Raw genomic sequence first — 19746 nt, 5'->3', positions numbered from 1 at the left:
ACACCACACGACACCACGACGCGACGGCGACATAGACCGGGGGCGGGCCGATGAGCGCCGACGGCCCTCCCTCGAAGACACCGGACGACGCGGACGACGAGACGACCGACGACCCGACGGTCCGAAACGCTTCCGCGACCGAGCCGACCTCGAACCCCGCTGGTACCTCCACCAGCGGGGCGCTCGCGGCGCTGTCCGACCGCGTCGAGACCCGACACGCGATCGGGGTCGCGGCGGTTCTCGCGCTGGTCGCGGGACTGCTCGTCGCCCCCGGCGTGTACGGCGCCGTGAGCGGGCCTGACGGGACGGTCGCGGTGGTCGAGATCGACGGCAGTATCGACTCCGCGACCGCCCAGCACGTCGAGGACAACCTCCGAGACGCCCGCACGAACGACTCGATCGAGGCGGTCGTCCTCGAAGTCGACAGCGGGGGCGGCCTGCCAGCACAGAGCGAGCGAATGTACGCCGCGGTCGACCGGACCGCCTCGGTGATGCCCGTCTTCGCCGCCGTCGACACGCTCGGCGCGTCCGGCGCCTACCTCGCTATCGCGCCGGCCGACCGGATCTACGTCGCGCCCTCCGCGCAGGCGGTCGGCAGCGTCGGCGTCGCCGGCACCGCGCCGGCTCCGAACGGGCCGAACGCGGGGACGACCGGCCCGGACAAGGCCGGAAGCGATCCGGACACCCAGCGCGAGCGGCGGCAGACGCTCGCGAACCTCTTCTTGGAGAACGTGATCGAACAGCGCGGCGACGAGATCGAACTCGACCGGGAGGCGATCGCTCACGCCGACGCCTACCTCGGCACCGAGGCGGTCGAGAACGGGTTCGCCGACCGTTTCGGCTTCGTCGACGGCGCGGTCGCCGACGCCGCCGCGGAAGCGGGGATAGACGACTACGCGGTCGACACGCGCCGCACGGAGAGCGCCGTCCCCGCCGGGATCCCGCTGCTGGAACGCGACGACGGAACGGTCGTCGTCGCCGGCGACCGCGGGGACGAACTCGGCGACGGCCTGATCCTCGCCGTCGCGCCCGAGGCGTGGGACGAGACCGTCGGCGACGACATCGCTATGACGAGCTACACCGGCCGGCTGCCCGCCGAGGAGCGCGGCGCGGGGTCGACGGACGGCGGCGAGGCGGAGTCGACGAGCGACGGCGAGCGAGAGTCGGCGAGCGGTCCGGTCGCGGCGACCGGGGGTGAGAGCCGATGAGCGTCGACCTCCGAACGACGGTCGGCGCGTTCGCCGTGGTCTTCCTCGCGGTGGTCGGCGTCGCCGCCGCGGGCGGCGTCGTCCTCGACGGCGCCCCGCCCGAGACGGACGCGGTCTCCGACGACCACTGGGAGCTGGAGACGGTCGAGCCGGAGACCGCCGACGAGGGCGGCGCGATCGAAATGGCGAGCGACGAGCCCGCGAACACGGTCGTGATCCACGTCGGCAGCGCGGCCGGCGGGCTCGGCGGCGGGACCTCGATCCTACCGATCGAAGACGACGCCGGCCCGGACGAGGCCGACGTGGGCACGCTCGGCGGCGTGGACCGCGGCGTCGCGCCGCTCGCCGCGGCGCTCGTCGAGAGCGGCCACGAGGTGACGTACTACCGCGGTCCGGTGTCGGGAACGTCGCTGCCGTCGCTGCTCTCGGAGGCCGACGCGTTCGTCACCACGAGCCCCGGCGCACTGTCGGCGACCGACGCCGACGCGGTCGTGTCCTTCGCCGAAGCCGGCGGCCGGACGCTCGCGACGAGCGACCCCGGAAGCGCCGGCCCGCTCACCGACTTCGCCTCGTCGCTCGGCGTCTACGGCGATGCGGGCTACGTCTACGACATGGAGAACAACGACGCGAACTACCTGAGCGTGTTCGTCGAGCCGACCGGCTCGGCGGCGCTGACAGAGGGCGTCGAGCGGGTCGTCTTCCGCGGCGCCGCCCGCGTCGGTGGCGCGGACGAGTCGGCGATGCTCGCCACCGCGGAGACCTCGCGGCTGTCGACGACTCGCGAGGCCGGGTCGTACGGCGTCGCAGTCCGCAATGAATCGCTCGCGGTGGTCGGCGACTCGAGCTTCCTCGAACCGGAGAACGCCGACCGCGCCGACAACAACGTCCTGATCGGCAATCTCGCCGACTTCCTCGTGACGGGCGAGAACCCGGACGTCTCGTTCGGTCCGGGCGCCGGCCCGGGCGGGGCGGTTCCGCCGGGCGGCACGGCGCCGCCGGGCGGGTCGCCGACGCCGCCTTCGGAGCCGAGCGATCCCCCGGAGAACGCGACCGCGACGTAGCCGCTCTCCCTTTCGGATCTCTCTTTCTCCCTTCTCGCTTCTCTCTTCTCCCTTCTCGCTTCCACCTCCTCGACCGCCGTCACCCGGGGAACCGAACTCCGGCCGCGGCGGCGGCGATCTCGCGCCGCTTCAACAGACCGAACCCGGTGACGATGACGGCGAACCCGGCGACGGTGAGCGGCGTGATCGGCTCGGCGAGCAGTACGGCCCCCGTGACCGTCGCGACCACGGGGACGACGTAGGAGACGAGGTTGATCTCGAAGGGGCCGAGCCGGTCGAGCAGCGTGAAGTAAATCGTGTACGCCACCGCCGACGAACAGAGCCCCAGGAACGCGAGCGCGACGAGCGGGCGCGGCGCCGTCACGGGTGGCTGTTGGGCCTCGCCGAGTCCGAGGCTGAGCCCGTGGATGAGCAGCCCGCCGAACAGCATCGCCCAGCCGGTGAGCGCGATGCTCGAGAAGCTCGTCTCAACGGTGCGGAGTCCGACGCTGCCGACCGCGACCGCGAGGACGCCGATAGAGATGAGCCCGACGCCGATCGTGACGCCGCCGCCGAGGCTCGCGGGGTCGGGCTGGGCGACGAGGCCGACGCCGACGAACGCGAGCACCACGCCGAGCGCGCCGCGAGCGTCGAGGTCGGACCCCCCGATCCAGACGGCCGCGACCGCCGCGGTCGCGATGGGAACGAGGCTGTAGGTGATCGAGGCGATCCCGCTCGTCGTGTACTGCTGACCGACGAACAGCAGGGAGTTGTTTGCGGCGACGGAGAGCCCGCCGCTGAACCCGATCGCGGCCAGGTCGCCGCGGGTCCGCGGGAGCGGGCCGCTCTCGGTCAGGAGGACGTACGACACGAGCACCAGCGCCGCCAGATCGAACCGGTATGCGGCGTACAGCACGGGAGGGTAGTAGTCGAGGCCGACCTCGATGGCGACGAAGGAGCCGCCCCAGAGCAGCGCGAGCGCGAAGAACAGTGCGACGTCTCGATACCGGGACACGAACGGAGAGAGAGATCCAGAGAGTAAAGCGGTGTCCGTTTCGCCTCAGTAGCCGCGGACGATCAGGTAGTCGGCCAGATCGGCCAACAGCCCGCGGGACCCGCTTTCGGGGAGGATTTCGAGGTGTTCCTTCGACCGCTCGGTGAGGTCCTCGGCCGTCTCGCGGGCGTACTCGATCGAGCCGACCTCTTCGAGGGAGGTCACCGCGTCGTCGATGGCTTCCTCCGTCACCTCGGCGGGGGTGTCGGCGTCGACCAGCCCGTCCACGTCGACGCCCTGCTGGCGGGCGTGGAGGGTGATCAGCGTCTCCTTCCCCTCGACGAGGTCGGAGCCGCGCTGCTTGCCCAGGTCCTCGGAGGGGACGGTCAGGTCGAGCACGTCGTCTTGGATCTGGAACGCTCGTCCCGAGTCGATCCCGTACTGGTAGAGGGCGTCGACGACCTCCTCGTCCGCGCCGAGCAGGAGCGCGGGCGTCGCGGCCGAGGCGCCGTAGAGGACGGCGGTCTTCAGCTCCACCATCTCCAGATACTCCTCCGGGAGAATGTCATCGCGCGACTCGAAGGAGACGTCGAGCGCCTGCCCCTCGCAGATCTCCGTGCAGGTGGACGCGAGCATCCGCATCGCCTCCAGCCCGTTGGCCGGGTCCGATCCGGTCTCCGTCATGAACTCGAACGCCTTCGAGTAGAGCGTGTCGCCGGCGAGGATGGCGGTCGAGGTGTCGTACTGCTCGTGGACGGCCGGGACGCCCCGCCGGAGGTCGTCCTCGTCCATGATGTCGTCGTGGATCAGCGTGAACGACTGGATCACCTCGATGGCGACCGCGGCGCGCATCACGTCGACGGTGTTGCCGTCGAGGGCCGCGAACTCGCGGAAGTCGCCGCTCATCGGCTCGGTGCCCGTCACGGCCTCCGCGGCCAGCGTCGTCACCGTCGGCCGGAGCCGCTTGCCGCCGGCTTCGAGGATGTATCGCGTCGCCTCGTAGAGCCGCTCCGGGTGTTGTACCGGCAGCTCCTCGTCGATAGCGGCGTTGACGAGCTCACGCCGCTCGCGGATGGCCTCCAGCACCCGCGCCTCCTTCGTCTCGCTCGTCATTCGACGAGCTGGATGACGCTCCCGTTCTGCGTGACGTGCACGTCACGTCCGAGCTTGTACCCCTGCGACTTCGCGAGGTCGACGTACGGCGAACGACCCTTCAGCGTCTGGTGACCGGGGATAAGGTGCTGGGGCTGGAGCGCCTGCAGCATCTCGTAATGCCCCTCCTCGCGGAGGTGCCCGGAGACGTGGATGTCGTCGTAGAGGCGCGCGCCCTGCATCCGGAGGAGCTGTTCGGACTGGTACCGCTGCCCCTCGTTGGTCGGCTCCGGGATGACGCTCGCGCTGAAGACGACCTTGTCCCCGTCGTCGATTTCGTACGGGGTCTCGCCGCGGCCCATGCGGGTGAGCATCGCTCGCGGCTCGCCCTGGTGGCCCGTCACGATGGGGAGGAAGTTCCCCTTCCCCTCCTTCATGATCCGCTTGAACGCGCGGTCGACCGACTTCCGGTGGCCGTACATGCCGACGTCGCCCTGGAAGTCGACGAAGTCGAGGCGCTCGGCGGTGCCGGAGTACTTCTCCATCGAGCGCCCGAGCAGGACCGGCTGCCGGCCGATCTCGCGGGCGTACTCGACGAGGGTCTTCACGCGGGCGATGTGGGAGGAGAACGTCGTGGCGATGATCCCGCCCGAGTAGTCCTCCATCGAGGTCAGCGTGTCCTCGACGTGCTTCTTCGCGTACGACTCGGAGGGCGTCCGGCCCTTCTTCCCGGCGTTCGTACAGTCCTCGATGTACGCGAGAACGCCCTCGTCCTGCCGGCCGATCTCGCGGAAGCGGTCCATGTCGATCGGGTCGCCGATGACGGGCGTGTGGTCCAGCCGCTTGTCGAGCCCGTAGACGATCGCGCCCTCGGGCGTGTGGAGGACCGGGTTGATCGCGTCGATGATCGAGTGGGTGACGTTGACGAACTCCATCTCGACCTGCTCGGAGTCGCCGATGGCCATCGTGCCGCCCGCCTTCATCTTCACGAGGTCGTTGTCGACCTGGAACTTCCCCTCGTCGGCGATCTGCTGTTTGACCAGCTCGATCGTGTACGGGGAGCCCACGATGGGCGCGTCGTACCGGTGCGCGAGCTTCGGGATGCCCGCGATGTGGTCGAGGTGACCGTGGGTGGGGACGATCGCCTGCACGTCGCCCTCCAGCTCGCTCATGACGCGGTCGTCCGGGATCGCGCCCATGTCGATCAGGTCGAGGCTGTGCATGCTCTCGGTCTCCACGTTGTCGTGGATGAGGACCTTACTGAGGTTCAGGCCCATGTCGAAGATGACGATGTCGTCGCCCGCTCGGACCGCCGTCATCTGTCGACCGACCTCTTCGTAACCGCCGAGTGTCGCAATTTCGATTTCCATAGTTTGTGGGTTCGAACGCCGTGGTGGCGTCCATCACTGAAACCCCGCAAGGAGCCGTCAGCGCTACGTTCGTCCGCGCGTCGTTGAGGCCCCGCTACGGCCGAGCCGACGTCGACTCACCGTGTCCCGCGGGAGTGTGGTGTCCGGAGGTACAGTAGCCCGTCTTAAAAACACCCGGGTTCGGACGCGCTCTCGTCGGCTCGGTGCCGGCGGCCGCAACGCATTTCGGTTCGCTGGGCGAACCGCCGCCGATGTCAGATCTCCCCCGCCGCCGAGCCCTCCTCGCGGCCGCGTCAGGGATCGCCGCCCTGGCCGGGTGTTCCGGCAGCGACTCGGCGTCGAACAGCTACCCGAGCAGGAACCGACCGATCGACGACTACGAACTCGAACACGCGCGTGACGAAACCGGCGGCGCCCTGTTCGCGCAGGGCGATAGCCTCCCGTCGCCGCCGAGCGACGCCCGCGCGCCGCAGCGTCGCCGGGGCCGCCGCGTGCTGACGGGCGAGGCGGCCCTCTCGGAACTCACCTTCGCCGACGCGCCCGCGGCGCGGACGCTGCGGTCGTTCTGTGCCGCCACCGACTTCGACGCCGCGTCGGTGTACCTGCTCGCGATGCCCGTCGGCGCGTGCCGGGAGATCCGGTTCCGGTCGGTCTCCGTCGAGCGTGACGAACTCGCGAACGGCGACCTCCACCCGCACGCCGACTTCTGCCGGGCCTACCGCCCGGCGAACGTCGACTGCGACGCCGACGAGACCCACACCGTCGGCTTCGCGATCCGGCTCCCCGTGGCGGCCGACCGGTCGACCGGAGCGGGGCGCGGCATGGCCGGCTCCTGTCAGGGGCCGGCCGGGCGCCCGGAGGTGTTCAACGGCTCCGTGACGGTCGACGGCTCCGTGACGGTCGACGGCTCCGTGACGACTCCGAACGGAGGTGACGACGCGTGACGCCGCGTCGGACTTCCCGTCGCCGGCTCCTCGCGGGGCTCGGTTCGGCCGCCGCGTCGGCGCTCGCCGGCTGTTCGGGGCTTCCGGTCGGGGACGAGTCCGGTCCGGATCAGCCCCCGGTGTCGCTGGCGACGGACGACATCGGGCCGGTCGCGTGGCCGGAATCCCCGTTCCCGGTCGCCGTGCCCGGATCGCTCGCGGACGCTCACGAGGCGCGCGCTCGCGCCCTGCTCGACGAGGTCCCGACCGAGCCGTCGATTCCGAACGAGGCGGTCGCCGCGGACCTCGGGAGCGACCGGGAGCGGGCGGCGTCGGGGATCGACCGCGCGGTCGACGACCCGTGGCCGCTCGGCGCGCTGGCGGCGTGGCGGCGGCGCCGCGAGCGCGCCGCGACCGTCCGCGGCGCGTACCGAGCCGCGACCGGCGACGGAGACGCGGCGGCCGCGGCGGAGCGGCGCCAGGCGGTTCGCGCCGACCTGCGGGCGTTCGAGGCCGACGTGACGTACCGGGCGCGGTCGACGCGAGAGGCGGTGCTGGCGTACGATCCGGTCGAGTCGCTGCTCGCCGACGCCGAGCGACACGTCCGCCCGACGCCGGCGTACCCGGACGACCCGGTGGGCGAGCCGTTCCGGGCCGGCAAGGCGGTCGGGCACGTCGAGACCGCGCGGGCGACGCTCGACGACGCGACGGGCCTCCGCGAGGCGTACCTCGCCGAGCGGTCGGGGACGACCGCGCGGTGGACTGACGTGGCCGCGGCGGCCGAGGCGCTCGGCGGGTCAGCGCGTCGGACGCGAGGAGCGGTTCGCGAGTCGCTCAGTGGCGTTCCGTCGGGCGACGACCTCCAGGACACCGTCGCGCGAGAGCTGCTCCGCGAGACGGTGTGGATCGTCGAATCGCGGATCGACGACATCGACGGGGCGATGGACCGCGGCGCGTACGCGACCGCGGTGGTCGCGGCCGGGCGGGCGCTGGCGGCGATCGAGGCCCGCCGCGCGGCGGGCGAGGCGATCCGCGACGGCGCGTATCGAGAGCCCGTCACGCGGGCGTCGGTGCGGGCGACGGCGGACCGAGCCCGCGCCGCCGTCGCCGATATCGAGGAGGCCGAAGCGCCGCGGCTGGCCGCGGCGTTCGGGCGTCCCGCCCTCGACCGAATCCGGTACGCGTCCGATCTCGTCGAGGACGGATACGGGAGCGTCGTGCGCGTTCGGGCGCTGTTGGTCCACGCCGTCCTGCTCGCCCGGTCGGCACCGGCGGCGGCGACGTTCGTCGACGAGCGGCTCTGACGAGGCTCGTCGACGAGCGGCTCCGACGCGCGTTCTCCCCGCACGTGCGTCGTCCCGGTATTTTTATTAGTGCGACGGGCGGCGGTACGGACAATGAGTGGACGACCCCTCGACGTGCTCGAAGCGTCGCTCGAGGACCCGGTGACGGTACACCTGAAGGACGGAACGACCTACTACGGCATCCTCGCCGGTTACGACCAGCACATGAACGTCGTCATCGAGCCCGAGTCCGACGTGGGCGATCGCGTCGACGACGATCTCGAAGGCGAGTTCGCGGTCGCGATCGAAGACACAACGATTATACGCGGCGATAACGTCGTCACCATCAAAGCATGACCGGCTCCGGAACGCCCTCTCAGGGGAAGAAGAACAAGACGGTTCACGTGAAGTGCCGCCGCTGCGGCGAGAAATCCTACCACGTCAAGAAGGAGCGCTGCGCTTCGTGCGGCTTCGGCGACTCGCCGTCCCGTCGCGACTACGCCTGGCAGTCGAAGACCGGCGACAACTGACGACCGCGCTCTCTTTCGACGCTTTCGTTTCTCACGTCACTAGCCGCTGCGCCGGGGCTGATCGGCCGCGAGCCGCTTTCGATCCCCCGACGCGACCGCCGGGAGCCCAACCGTTAACGGCGGCTGTCGCCGACGGCGGGTATGGATCTCTCTATCGTCGACCTCTCGCCGGTCCCCGCTGACGGAACCGCCGCCGACGCGTTCGCGAACACGGTCGCGGCCGCGGAGCAGGCCGAGCGGCTGGGCTACTCGCGGTTCTGGGTCGCCGAGCACCACGGAATGGGCGATCGCCTCGCCGGGACGACCCCGGAGGTTCTCCTCGGTCGCCTCGCGGGCGCCACCGAGGAGATCCGGATCGGCTCCGGCGCCGTCCTGCTCAACCACTACAGCCCGTACAAGGTCGCGGAGGCGTTCGGCACGCTCGACGGGCTCGCACCGGGACGGATCGACGCCGGCCTCGGCCGGGCGAACGGGTCGCCGGCGTCGGACCGCGCGCTCGGCACGGACCGTCGCGTCGAGAACCCCGACGAGGACCACGAGGAGCGGATCCGCGCGGTCGTGAACCACCTGTACGATGCCTTCCCCGACGACCACCCGTACGCCGACCTGACGGTCCCGCGATCCGGGGCGGCTCCCCCCGTCCCGTGGGTGCTCGGCTCCAGCCCGTCGAGCGCGGCGATCGCCGGCAAGCTCGGCGCCCGGTTCTGTTTCGCGGCGTTCATCCGACCGGGGCTCGCCGAGCGCGCCTTCGAGACCTACCGCGAGGAGTTCGAGCCCGCGGAGGTCGGCGACGGCCCCGAGGAGCCGTACGGGATGGTCGCGGTCAACGCGGTCGCCGGCGAGACGGACGCGGCCGCGGCCCGGCGCCGCGCGCCCGCGGAAGCGACCTTCAAGCGGATGCAGCGCGGTGTGGTGGGATCGATTCCCTCGGTCGAGGAGTCGATCGCGGAGCTCGGCGGCGCGCCCGACCCGACGCCAGGGACCCTCGATCCCGACGAGTGGCCGCGAGCGATCTCGGGGAGCCCGGAGACGATCGAGGGCCTGCTCGAACAGCTCGCCGATCGGGTCGGCGCCGACGAGATGATGATCCAGCACACGGTGCCCGACCACGAGGACGCGCTGGCGTCGCACGCGCTGCTCGCGGAGGCTGTCGGGCTGGGGGGCGACTAGCAGACGGGGTCGCCGCTGTTCCTTCCCCCTCCTGCCGCTATTCGACCCGCGGCGGATTCCGGAACAGCCCGTCGACCATCGGTAGACAGCCCGCGAGCGCGGCGACCGCGGTGGCGGCCGGCCACGCGTCGAACGCCGCCGTCCCGAGCGCGTAGCCGCCCGCGAACAGCAGCGGCATGCACGCGAGTATCAGGTCCGCTCGCGAGAGGCGCTCTGGCAGTCCGGCGACGCGGTCTTCGACCATCCCGGTCACTCCATGTACCCCAGGTCTCGGAGCTTCTGGCCGATCCGGCGGGCCTCCGCCTCGCTGATCTCGTCGTCCGACTCCATCTCCTGAACGACCACGTGTTTCACGAACTCCTTGACCGAGCCGAACGGCTCGTCCTCGATGTACTCCTCGACGTCCGCCACGAACTCCTTGCGTAGCGAGATAGTGGTGTAGTCGCTCATTGCCTCTGGTCACTCGTTCCGGGGTGAAAAGTCTAATTACATGTAATTACAATTCACGGCCACTCGTTTTCGGCCGAACCGCGTCTGCGCGACGCTGATGACCGAGCGACCGCCGGTTCCATGCTATCCGTTGCGGCGGATCGACGCTGAACTCCTCCAAAGCCCCAGCCGGCGGCAACGCCGCCGGCGACGCCACCGCAGATCGGTTTACAAACGAACGTCGCCGTCGGTCGCAGCGCTACTCCACGCGCTCCCGGGCGGCCGCGATCAGCATCGGCAGCATGACGGTCGCGTCGCCGTGGACGGAGGCGTTGCGCGCGTCCTTCTCCAGTTTCCCCCACGACCGGGCCTCCTCGAGGCTGGCGCCGGAGAGCCCGCCGGTCGCCTCTGGGTCCATCGTGATCTGGACCGCGTAGTCGTAGGCCCGCGGCGTGACGAGCATCGTCTGGAGCGTGAAGTTCTTCGGCACGCCGCCGCCGACGAGCAGGCAGCCGGCCTCGTCGGCGTCGAACGCCAGGTCGGTCAGCGCCGTCATGTCGTCCAAGGCGTCGAGCGTGAAGTCCGCGGTCTGGGCGTACATCCAGGCCTGGAGCCCGAGAACGGAGTCCTGTACGGCGGGGCAGTAGACGGGCACGTCGCAGTCGTAGGCCGCGGCGGCGACGCCGGGGTCCTCGGCCACGTCGTCGCGCTCGTTGACCGCGGCGTTGGCGCGGCCGAGTTCGCGCGTGAGGTCGGCGATACCGACGGCCCCGTCGTCGCCGTCGCCGTCCGGATCGGCCTCCAGCTCCGGGAACACCTCCTCGCGCAGGTGGCCCTCGAAGGCGGCGAAGTGCTCCTGCGGGAGGTAGACGTTGTAGATGCGGTCGACCCCCTCGTCGCGGAGCCCCTCGTCGTGTTCGCGAGGGGTCTTCTCGGGGTCGTGGGTCCGACCGTGGTGGTGTTTCCCGCCGATGGCCTCGATGGCGTCGTGGGTGAGGTTCGCGCCCGTCGTCACCAGGGCGTCCACGTAGCCGTCCCGGATGAGATCGGAGACGATCCGTCGCATTCCGGCGGGCACCATCGCGCCCGCCAGCGAGAGGAAGACGGTGCAGTCCTCGTTCGCGAACATCTCCGCGAGCACGTCGCCCGCCTCGTTGACCGACGCCGCGCCGATTCCCGCGTCGCCGTACCCCTCGACGAGCTGCCCGACCGTCATGCCGGCCGTCGCGCGGGTGTGCCCGACCGGGTCCTCGTGGAACTCCTCGCGCGGCGGGTCGCCTCCCGGGTCCTCCGGCTCGCGGCCGCCGTCACCGCCGCTGTCCCCGGCGGGGTCGATCTCTCCGTGGTCTTCGTCGCCGCTATCGCTCATGGTGAGAAGTGCGGCGCGCGACCGTTTGAAACGACCGATCCATCAGTCGCTCATCGAACTCTCTCGCCCGCTCTATCGCCCGACCGCGCCCCCGCTCACCGGCGGGAACAGCGCCAGCTCGTCGCCCGCTTCGAGGGTCGCGTCCATCCCGCCCTCTCGGCGGACGTTCCGACCGTTCCGGAGGACGTTAATGTGATCGGCGACCTCGCCGTCGTCGAGCACCCGGTCGCGGAGGTCCGGGTGAGTCTCCAACAGCGCCTCGAGCGCGTCGTCGACCGTGTCGCCCGGCTCCGCCGCCACGTCGATCTCGCGTCCGCCGGCGATCTCCGCGAGGTCGGCGAACAGCTTCCACTCCATACGCGGATCCCCGCGCGGGCGACTCAAGAGCGTTGCGCCCGGTCGGCGTCGTCGGGGGTCTCGTCGCCGGGTTCGCTGTCGCCGGGTTCGCCGTCGCCGACCGCGCCATCACCCCTCCCGCCGTCGCCGGCCCCGTCGCCTCTCCCGCCTGCGGGCGCCGCCTCGGCTCCCGCCGCGGCGGCCGCCTCGAACCGGCGGATCGCGTCCGGGCGGCCGACGAGGTACACGAGGTCACCGGCGCTGAACGCGTACGCGCGAGACGGAATCGGCTGGACGGACCCCTCCTTCGGCCGGACCGCGGCGACGACGGTGTCGACGTCGCCGACGGTACTCCCGTCGAGATCGCTTCCCGCTTCGACGGTCACGGACGCCATCGTCTCGTCCGCGTTCCGCAACAGGGAGGCGAACTCGCGGTCCGCCTGCGGCTCCGCGGGGAGCGTCACGATCCGGTACCCGCCCTCGTCGGTCAGGCGCTCGGCGTCCGACTCGTCGAGAACGAGGGTGACGGCGTCGCCGGCCACCCCGCGCAGCTCGCCGGTCGCGACGCGTTTCGGTTCCGGGTCGTCCCGCCACAGCTGGACCGTGTCGCCGACGGTGGCGTTGTTCGGCGGGTCCGCGGCGACCGCGACCGCGGCGGATCCGGGCGCGAGCGTCGGTCCGAGCCCGGCGGCGCGGGACCCGACCGCGAAGTACTCGACGCCCCCGTCGGCGTCGAGGTCGACGTCGACGTAGCCGACGCCGTACTCCTCTTTGAGTCGCGAGACGAGCCGCTGTCGGAGCTCCTCCTCCGAGATCTTCCGCGGGAAGAGCAGGGTCGTCTCCGCGAGCTCCGCCTTCTTCTCCGGGGAGACGGGATCGTACGTGTCCATGTCGCCGATCTCGTCGTCCGACGGAAGCGTCACCGCCGTGAACCGACCCACCGCGCGCACGATCCCGCTCAGCTCGCCGTCGAGCTGTTTGGCCCCGGAGAGCGCGAACACGTCGACCGCGAGCCGGTCGCCCGCGTATCGACCGACGGGGGCCATCACCGCCGCGACGCCGAGCGAGACGAGGTTGAAGAACACGCTCTCGGGCGCCAGAAGCGCCGGGTTGTCGCCGATCGCGACCGACCCCAGCGAAGTCGTATTGAGGTACAGCGCGACGACCGCGACGCCGAGCAGACCGGTCACCCCTTCGGGGATCTCCGTGCGGAAGTACCAGCGGTACGCCAGCGCCGCGCTCCCAGCGACGAGGACGGCGAGGACCGCGAACGTGACGAGGGTGACAGCCGCCTGCCGCGGCCGCGCGAAACCGACATCCACGGCGGCAGTGACGGCGGCGACGCTCGCCGCGTCCGCGCCGGCGACCGCGGCGAGCGCGGGGGTCACGCGGCCACCTCCGCGAATCGGTCTATCGCGTCGCGGCTCCCGACGACGAACAGCTCGTCGCCGGCCGACAGCGACTGCGACCCGTTCGGCGCGATCGTCCACGACTCGTGGCGCGCCGCGAGGACGGCGACGTCGTACGCCTCTCGGATCTCGGCCTCGCCGATAGTGTGGCCGTCGAGCGGCCCGCCGGCGACGACGGCGACCTTCCGGAACCGCTTGCCGGTCCGCCGCAGCAGCGCGGTGAGCTCGTACTCGCGGCGGGTGCCGCGCGACAGCACCAGCACGCGCCCCCGGTCGGCGCGCAGGAGGGCCGTCGCCTCGGCGCGGTCGACGGCGACCGTCACCCGCCCCTCGCCGCCGGTCGTCGTGGGCGCGGTCGCCGCCGGCGGGGAGGCGACGGTTTCCTCCCCGCCGTCGGTCTGGAGTGCGTCGTCCGGGTTCACGCCGTCGCCGCCGGGAGAGGCGGGAGCGGACGCCGCACCGGCTCCCGGCTCCGGCTTTCCGCTCGACCGCGCGGCGAGCACGGCCCCCTGGACGTCGAGGTCCGGGGTGACCACGCGAACGAGGTCTCCGCGAGCGATCCCGGTCGGCACGAGCGCCGACACCGACACCGCGCGCTTCCCTGCCGGCACCCGCTTCGAGAGCGCTCCGGTCGGCGGCGCGGCGGACACCGTCGCGCGCGCCTGCTCGTCGATCCGGACGGCCACGTCGGCCAGGTCGAGTTCGGTCTGTAACCGCTCCGCGAATCGGTCCTCCAGCTCCGCGAGCGGGAGGTCGGCCGGGAAGGTCCAGTCGCCGTCGAGGATCGCTCGGCGCGTCTCGGCCGGCAGCGGCGGGTACCCCTCCATGTCGTTCACCTCGCCGGTCACCTCGACGGAGACCCGGCCGCGACCGCCGACGAGCTCGATCACGTCGGTCGAAAGCGTCCGGTCGCGGAGCTGTTTGAGCGAGATCCGCTTGGGGACGCTGGCGCCGAGCCGGTCACCCTGCGCGTGGGCGTACATCGAGAGCATCAACACCACGACGATCGCCGTGAGGATCGCCGGCGCGCGCTCCGACGACCGGATCGTCTCGTCGTTGAGCGCGAGCAGCCCGCCGTTGACGCCGGCGATCGCGAGCGACAACACGACCACCCCGAGGCCGGGGATCGTCACGTCGGTGACGTACTTGAACACGAACCCGAGGACCCCGGCCACCAGCGCGGGGACGATCCCGGTGATGACGCCGAGGTAGATCCCGAAGACGATCTCGACCGGCAGTGACATACGCCCCCAAACCGGCGGCGCGGTTATACGTGTGTCGGCGCCGGGCGCCTCACGGGGCGTCCGTCACGCGCTTCGGAGAGCCCGTCGGCTTCGCTCGCGGGGTTTAAGTCCGCCGTCGGCGACCACCTCGCATGGAGCTGACCCGCGATTGGGTGACCGTGCGGGCGTCTATCGCCCTGACGTTCGCGGTCGCGATCCTGTCCATCCTCGCCGGGCTCGCCCAGATCGGCGGACTCGGGGTCGACGGCCCCTTGGCGCCGTACGTCCCCGGAGTCGTCCGGCAGACCGTCGGATTCACCGGGACGATAACCGGGTTCGCGATGCTCGGAAGCGGCTTCGCGCTGCGGAACGGGTACCGCGTCGGCTGGTACTCCACAGCCGTTCTGCTCCCCCTGACCGCGGTTCAGGGACTGATGCAGGCGTCGGTGCTGTCGTTCCCGCTTGTCGCGCTGTCCGTCCTGTCGGTGCCCGCGCTGGCCTACAACCGGCGGCGGTTCGACAGGAGCTACTCGCCGTCCCCGACGCAGCTCGCGGCCGGCGCCGCGCTCGTGAGCGCTATCGCCTACGGGACGATCGGGTCGTACGCCCTCCGCGACCAGTTCGAGGGCATCGAGACGATCGTCGACGCGTTCTACTTCACCGTCGTCACCGCCTCGACGGTCGGGTACGGCGACGTCCACCCCGCGGGCGGTCCCGCCTCGGACATCGCACAGCTGTTCGTGCTCTCCTCGCTCGTGATGAACGTCGCCGCGTTCGCGGTGGCGCTCGGTGTCCTCCTCACGCCCGCCATCGAGGCGCAGCTCTCCAAAGCGCTCGGAAAAATGACCGACAAACAGATCGACCTCCTCGACGACCACGTCCTCGTGCTCGGATACGGGGACCTGACCGAACCGATCCTCGAAGAACTCGACGCCCGAGCCGGGACCGAGTACGCCGTCGTGACGACCGACGAGGCCGCCGCGAGGCGCCTGACCGAGCGTGACGTGTCGGTGTTCAGCGCGGACCCGAGCGACGTCGACCCGCTCGAACGGGTCAACATCGAAGGCGCCCGCGCGGTCGTCGTCGCAACGAACGACGACGCGCGGGACGCGCTCGCGATCCTCACCGCCAGACAGCTCAACCCCGACGTGCGGATCGTCGCAGCGGTGACTCAGCGAGAGAACGTCAACAAGCTCCGCCGAGCCGGAGCGGACCAAGTGATCTCGCCCGCGACGCTGGGGGGCCACATCCTCATCGACTGCGCGTTCGGCGCGGACAGCGAGGACGCGACGACCGACCTCCTCGGCGACGCGGTCGACGACGTCGAGGACCTCGACGACGCGGCCGACTGACGGCGCCTTTTCGCCGCTGCCGACTCCTCAGCGACTCCGCCGTCCCTTCGTCTGCCGGTAGTCTCTGCTCAACACGTTCTCACGCATGTGCTCTCGGAACGCGTCGGCGTCGGCGTCGGCCATCTCCGCCGGCTCCTTCATCGGGACAAGCTCGAAGCCGCGCCCGCGGATCGTCGTCGCGTGCTCGGCGTCGATGTCGAAGGAGTCTGGGCGTCGAGTGGTGTACTCGACAGCGAGTTCGCGGAGCGGTCGCTCGCCGACGGGGACGATGATCTGCGGGTTGATCATCCGGATCTCCGCGTTGAGGAACGGCTCGCAGGTCTCCACCTCTCGATCGGTCGGCTCGCGCTCGGGGTGACGACACCGCGTCAGGTTCGTGAGAAAGATGTTCTGTACGTCGGGCTCCGCGGCGTCCGGCGCCGACCGGACGAATCCGAGGTCGGCGAGGATCGACTGCACTCGCTCGCCGGCGCCCGAGCCGGTGAACGGGACGCCGTTTGACTCGGCGCTCGCACTCGGTCCCGCGCCGACGACGAGGAATTCGCCGCCTACGTCGCCGTAGCCGTGGACGACGCGGTCGCGGGAGCCGCACAGCTCGGGACAGTTCTCGCAGTCTGCGTCCATCCCGAACGGGTTCCGGAGCTCTTTCTGGTTCGCGTCCACGGCCCCACTGCGTCCCGAGGGCTGGTAAACGCTCCGCTGGCGGGAACAGAGGCGTGGAGAACAGCGGAGGCCAACCCAGCCGTACCGTCAGTTCAGCGCGTAGGTGTCGCCGTCGCAGTCGACCATTCCCTCCTTCCGGAGGGTCTTCAGAATGCTGTACAGCGAGAGCTTCTTCATGCCCAGCGAGTCGCCCATCTCCGAGACGGTCGCGTGGCCGTTCGTCGTCAAATACAGGTACACAAGCTTCGCGCGAGGGGACTGCAGCTCCGGCGGGAGGGCCGGTGCTGCGGTTCGTGCTGTCTGTGTCTCTAACATCTTGTCCGATCCATTGTGTTCGACGATAATAAACCCCCTATTCAACGATCGTCGAAGTCACCTGAAGAGCCGATAGAGAATGGAACACGAACGAACCGCGTCGAAACGCGATCAAGGACGATGATTCTTCGGTCGTCGCCGTCGCGAGATCGCCGCGGGTTTCGACCGATGACGGATAGGAGACCGTGATCGATCCGGATCGATAGTGGCCGACTCCGCTTCAGCACGCGTTCAGCACGCGTTCAGCACGCGTTCAGCACGCGTTCAGTACGACCGGTTCTTCGGCTCGTAGGTCTTGTTCTCGCCTTCGAGGATCGTCGGCTTGTACCACAGTTCCGGCTCACCGTCGTTCCACGAGACGAGCGTGTGTTTCAGCCAGTTCTCGTCTTTCCGCTCCTGGTGTTCCTTCCGCCAGTGGGCGCCGCGGAACTCCTTACGTGCGAGCGCGCCCATCGTGAGCGCCTCAGCGATGTCGAGGATGTTCCGGGTCTCCATCGTGTGGATGAGATCGGTGTTGAACGTCCGGGACGGGTCCGAGACGGCCACGTCCTTGTACGCCTCGCGCGCCTCGCGGAGGTCGTCGAGCGTCTTTTCGAGTCGCCCCTCCTCGCGGAACACGTTGACGTTCGCGGTCATCGTCTGTTGGACCGTCGAGCGGATCTCGGCGTGGTTCCGGCCCTTCCGCGAGAGCAGTTCCTCGACGCGGGCCTCGGCGCGCTCGACTTCGGCTTCGAGCACGCCGTCGGGGTCCGTCGCCACCGCGCCGCCGTCGGCCGCCGCCGGACCCTGCCCGCCGGTCTCGCCGACCTCGGTCTCGAACTCGTAGTCGGCGGCCTCCCAGTCGCCGTCCTTGCCGGTCGTGACCTCGGCCTCGCCCATCTCCTCCCCGGCCGCGTGGCGCCCGGCGCGCTTGCCGAAGACGATGAGCTCGGGCAAGGCGTTGCCGCCGAGGCGGTTCGCACCGTGGACCGACGCACAGGCGCACTCGCCGGCGGCGTAGAGGCCGCCGATGACGGTCTCGCCGAACTCGTTCGTCTCGATGCCGCCCATCGCGTAGTGTTGGCCGGGCTTGACCGGCATCGGCTCGGTGAGTCCGTCGGCGCCCTCGAAGTCCTCCGCGAGGTGGAGGATGTTCTCCAGCCGGTCGAGGATGCGCTCCTCGCCGAGGTGCCGCATGTCGAGGTGGACGTACTCGTCCTCGATGCCGCGTCCCTCGTTGACCTCGGTCAGCTCGGCGCGGGAGACCACGTCGCGGGAGGCGAGCTCGCCGTCGTTGTTCGCGTACCCGTGCTCGAACATGAACCGCTCGCCCTCCTCGTTATAGAGGATGCCACCCTCGCCGCGGACCCCCTCGGAGATGAGGACGCCCGTCGACGGCAGCGTCGTCGGATGGAACTGAATGAACTCCATGTCCTCCATCGGGGCGCCCGCGCGGTACGCCATCGCGACCCCGTCGCCGGTGTTCGCGACCGCGTTCGTGGTGTGATCGAACACCTGTCCCATCCCGCCGGTCGCGAGGATGACGCCGTTCTCGGCGCGGAACCCGCTGATCTCGCCGCTCTGGATGTCGTAGGCGACGACTCCGTGACAGGTCCGATCGGCCGGGTCGTCCTCGTCCGTGACGGCGAGCTCCATCACGTGCCACTCGTCGTACACCGTGATTCCGCGTTTGACCACCTGCTCGTACATCGTGTGGAGCATCTGGTGGCCGGTCTCCGCGCCGGCGTACGTCGTTCGGGGGAAGGACAGGCCGCCGAACGGTCGCTGGGACACGCGTCCGTCCTCCTCGCGCGAGAAGGGCATCCCCCAGTGTTCGAGCTGGATGACTTCCTCCGGGCTCTCCTGACAGAGGGCCTCGACCGCCGGGGCGTCCCCGAGGTAGTCGGACCCCTTCATCGTGTCGTAGGCGTGGTCCTCCCAGGAGTCGGCGTCGCGCAGCGCCGCGTTGATTCCTCCCTCGGCCGCGCCCGTGTGCGATCGGACCGGGTGAAGCTTCGAGACGATGGCCACGTCGGCCCCCGCTTCCTGTGCCGCGATCGCCGCCCGGAGTCCCGCCCCTCCGGCGCCGACAACGATAACGTCGTGTTCGTGCATTGTTGTATGGAATCTCGTTAGGTTCGAAGTGACTTGAGCGTGTCCACCACGCTCACCAGAACTTCAGGTTGTTCTTGACGGCCTCGCGTTTCAGCTCCTGGATGTGCTCGGTGAGGGGGATGTCCTTCGGGCACACCTCGGTACAGGAGAACTGAGTCTGACACCGCCAGACGCCGTGCTCCTGCTCGATGATCTCCAACCGCTTCTGTTTGATGTCCTCGCCCTCGCGCTCGTCCATCGCGAACCGGTAGGCCTTGTTGATCGCGGCGGGGCCGAGGTACTCGTTGTCGCCGGCGGCGATGTTACACGATGACATACACGCGCTACACCAGATACACCGGGTCGACATCTTGATCTTCTCGCGGTTCTCCCGCGTCTGGCGCTGCTCTTCCAGTTCGCCGTCGGGGTACTCGTTCGTCTGGAAGTACGGCTCGACGGCCTCCATCTGGTCGTAGAAGTGCTCCATATCGACGACGAGGTCCTTCCGGACCTCGGCGTGCGGGAGCGGCTCGACGCGGATCGGCTGTTCGAGCTCGGCGATCTGGGTCTTACACGCCAGCTTCTGGCCGCCGTTGACGAACATCGCGTCGGAGCCGCAGACGGCCTGTCGGCAGGAGTGCCGGAACGTGAGCGAGGAGTCGTACGTGTCCCGCGAGTACATCAGCGCGTCGAGGACGGTCATCCCCTTCGTGAACGGCACGTGGAACGTGTCGAACCGGGGCTCCTGTTTCCCCTCGACCTCGGGGTCGTACCGGAACACCTTCAGCTCGACCGTCTCCTCGTCGGCGGCGGCCTTCTCGGCCTCCTCGGCCTGCCGGCGCGCGCGCTCCTCGGCGGCGCGCCGTCGTTTCTCGTCCCGGCGCTCGTCGCCCTTCGAGGGAACGTCCGCCTCGGCGTCGGTTTCGCTCGATTCCTCCGTCTGTGTCGGTGTCTGCGTACTCATAGT

At 70.2% G+C, this 19746-nt stretch carries 21 protein-coding genes; 8 read left to right on the top strand and 13 right to left on the bottom strand.

The annotated features are described in order from the left end of the window. Positions 1–50 precede the first annotated feature (50 nt). Together C471_RS03800 and C471_RS03795 are read left to right on the top strand one after the other, a co-directional pair. Positions 51–1208: a S49 family peptidase gene (locus tag C471_RS03800; RefSeq protein WP_004046682.1), complete on the top strand. Its 1158-nt coding sequence runs from the start codon at positions 51–53 to the stop codon at positions 1206–1208. After that, positions 1205–2269 (top strand): hypothetical protein, encoded by a 1065-nt coding sequence (locus C471_RS03795; RefSeq protein WP_004046681.1) that lies wholly within the window; start codon positions 1205–1207, stop codon positions 2267–2269. Before C471_RS03800 ends, C471_RS03795 begins: the two co-directional genes overlap by 4 nt. 79 nt (positions 2270–2348) lie before the next feature. On the opposite strand, the gene C471_RS03790 is transcribed toward C471_RS03795, so the two are convergent. From C471_RS03790 to C471_RS03780, 3 genes are read right to left on the bottom strand one after another with little or no spacing between them, the layout of a single operon-like run. Further along, positions 2349–3263, bottom strand: a complete 915-nt coding sequence (locus tag C471_RS03790; protein ID WP_004046680.1) for a DMT family transporter — start codon at positions 3261–3263, stop codon at positions 2349–2351. A gap of 45 nt (positions 3264–3308) precedes the next feature. Beyond that, positions 3309–4355: a geranylfarnesyl diphosphate synthase gene (idsA3, locus tag C471_RS03785; protein ID WP_004046679.1), complete on the bottom strand. Its 1047-nt coding sequence runs from the start codon at positions 4353–4355 to the stop codon at positions 3309–3311. Next, positions 4352–5704 carry a ribonuclease J gene (locus tag C471_RS03780; RefSeq protein ID WP_004046678.1) on the bottom strand — a complete coding sequence of 451 codons (1353 nt, stop codon included), beginning with the start codon at positions 5702–5704 and terminating at the stop codon, positions 4352–4354. Before C471_RS03780 ends, idsA3 begins: the two co-directional genes overlap by 4 nt. Before the next feature lie 251 nt (positions 5705–5955). Here C471_RS03780 and C471_RS03775 point away from each other — a divergent pair, with 251 nt between their 5' ends. From C471_RS03775 to C471_RS03755, 5 genes are all read left to right on the top strand, one after another. Further along, positions 5956–6648: a hypothetical protein gene (locus C471_RS03775; RefSeq protein ID WP_004046677.1), complete on the top strand. Its 693-nt coding sequence runs from the start codon at positions 5956–5958 to the stop codon at positions 6646–6648. Further along, positions 6645–7931, top strand: coding sequence for a hypothetical protein (locus tag C471_RS03770; RefSeq protein ID WP_004046676.1), 1287 nt, complete (start codon positions 6645–6647; stop codon positions 7929–7931). Before C471_RS03775 ends, C471_RS03770 begins: the two co-directional genes overlap by 4 nt. 93 nt (positions 7932–8024) lie before the next feature. Beyond that, positions 8025–8267: an LSM domain-containing protein gene (locus C471_RS03765; protein ID WP_004046675.1), complete on the top strand. Its 243-nt coding sequence runs from the start codon at positions 8025–8027 to the stop codon at positions 8265–8267. After that, entirely contained in the window at positions 8264–8440 is a 177-nt protein-coding gene (locus C471_RS03760) for a 50S ribosomal protein L37e (protein ID WP_004046674.1), read from the top strand. Before C471_RS03765 ends, C471_RS03760 begins: the two co-directional genes overlap by 4 nt. Before the next feature lie 141 nt (positions 8441–8581). Continuing rightward, positions 8582–9610, top strand: coding sequence for an LLM class flavin-dependent oxidoreductase (locus tag C471_RS03755; RefSeq protein WP_004046673.1), 1029 nt, complete (start codon positions 8582–8584; stop codon positions 9608–9610). Between the two features lie 37 nt (positions 9611–9647). Here the strand turns inward: C471_RS03755 and C471_RS03750 are convergent, their stop codons facing one another. The 6 genes from C471_RS03750 to C471_RS03725 form a co-directional block, all read right to left on the bottom strand. Beyond that, positions 9648–9854 carry a hypothetical protein gene (locus tag C471_RS03750; RefSeq protein ID WP_004046672.1) on the bottom strand — a complete coding sequence of 69 codons (207 nt, stop codon included), beginning with the start codon at positions 9852–9854 and terminating at the stop codon, positions 9648–9650. Between the two features lie 5 nt (positions 9855–9859). Continuing rightward, positions 9860–10060 (bottom strand): hypothetical protein, encoded by a 201-nt coding sequence (locus tag C471_RS03745; protein ID WP_004046671.1) that lies wholly within the window; start codon positions 10058–10060, stop codon positions 9860–9862. A 238-nt stretch (positions 10061–10298) separates the two neighbouring features. Then, a complete protein-coding gene (locus tag C471_RS03740; protein WP_004046670.1) occupies positions 10299–11408 on the bottom strand; it encodes a deoxyhypusine synthase in 1110 nt (369 codons plus the stop codon). A 72-nt stretch (positions 11409–11480) separates the two neighbouring features. Beyond that, positions 11481–11765: a ubiquitin-like small modifier protein 1 gene (locus tag C471_RS03735; RefSeq protein WP_004046669.1), complete on the bottom strand. Its 285-nt coding sequence runs from the start codon at positions 11763–11765 to the stop codon at positions 11481–11483. Between the two features lie 23 nt (positions 11766–11788). Then, a complete protein-coding gene (locus C471_RS03730) occupies positions 11789–13132 on the bottom strand; it encodes a cation:proton antiporter regulatory subunit (RefSeq protein ID WP_004046668.1) in 1344 nt (447 codons plus the stop codon). Then, positions 13129–14397 carry a potassium channel family protein gene (locus C471_RS03725; RefSeq protein ID WP_004046667.1) on the bottom strand — a complete coding sequence of 423 codons (1269 nt, stop codon included), beginning with the start codon at positions 14395–14397 and terminating at the stop codon, positions 13129–13131. The genes C471_RS03730 and C471_RS03725 overlap by 4 nt, the downstream gene beginning before the upstream one ends. Before the next feature lie 131 nt (positions 14398–14528). On the opposite strand from C471_RS03725, the gene C471_RS03720 reads away from it, so the two are divergent. Continuing rightward, positions 14529–15728, top strand: coding sequence for an NAD-binding protein (locus C471_RS03720; protein ID WP_004046666.1), 1200 nt, complete (start codon positions 14529–14531; stop codon positions 15726–15728). A gap of 27 nt (positions 15729–15755) precedes the next feature. On the opposite strand, the gene C471_RS03715 is transcribed toward C471_RS03720, so the two are convergent. The 4 genes from C471_RS03715 to C471_RS03700 form a co-directional block, all read right to left on the bottom strand. Further along, positions 15756–16391 carry a uracil-DNA glycosylase gene (locus C471_RS03715; protein ID WP_004046665.1) on the bottom strand — a complete coding sequence of 212 codons (636 nt, stop codon included), beginning with the start codon at positions 16389–16391 and terminating at the stop codon, positions 15756–15758. Positions 16392–16478: 87 nt separating this feature from the next. Further along, positions 16479–16706 (bottom strand): TrmB family transcriptional regulator, encoded by a 228-nt coding sequence (locus C471_RS03710; RefSeq protein WP_049908944.1) that lies wholly within the window; start codon positions 16704–16706, stop codon positions 16479–16481. 264 nt (positions 16707–16970) lie between these two features. Next, positions 16971–18800, bottom strand: a complete 1830-nt coding sequence (locus C471_RS03705) for an FAD-binding protein (RefSeq protein WP_004046663.1) — start codon at positions 18798–18800, stop codon at positions 16971–16973. Positions 18801–18852: 52 nt separating this feature from the next. Then, on the bottom strand, positions 18853–19743 hold the full coding sequence (locus C471_RS03700) for a succinate dehydrogenase/fumarate reductase iron-sulfur subunit (protein WP_004046662.1): 891 nt from the start codon (positions 19741–19743) through the stop codon (positions 18853–18855). Positions 19744–19746 lie beyond the last annotated feature (3 nt).

Source organism: Halorubrum saccharovorum DSM 1137 (assembly GCF_000337915.1).
Classification (GTDB): Archaea; Halobacteriota; Halobacteria; order Halobacteriales; family Haloferacaceae; genus Halorubrum; species Halorubrum saccharovorum.
The sequence above is the reverse complement of the archived record's forward strand: the minus strand, read 5'-3'. Positions and strand labels throughout refer to the sequence as shown.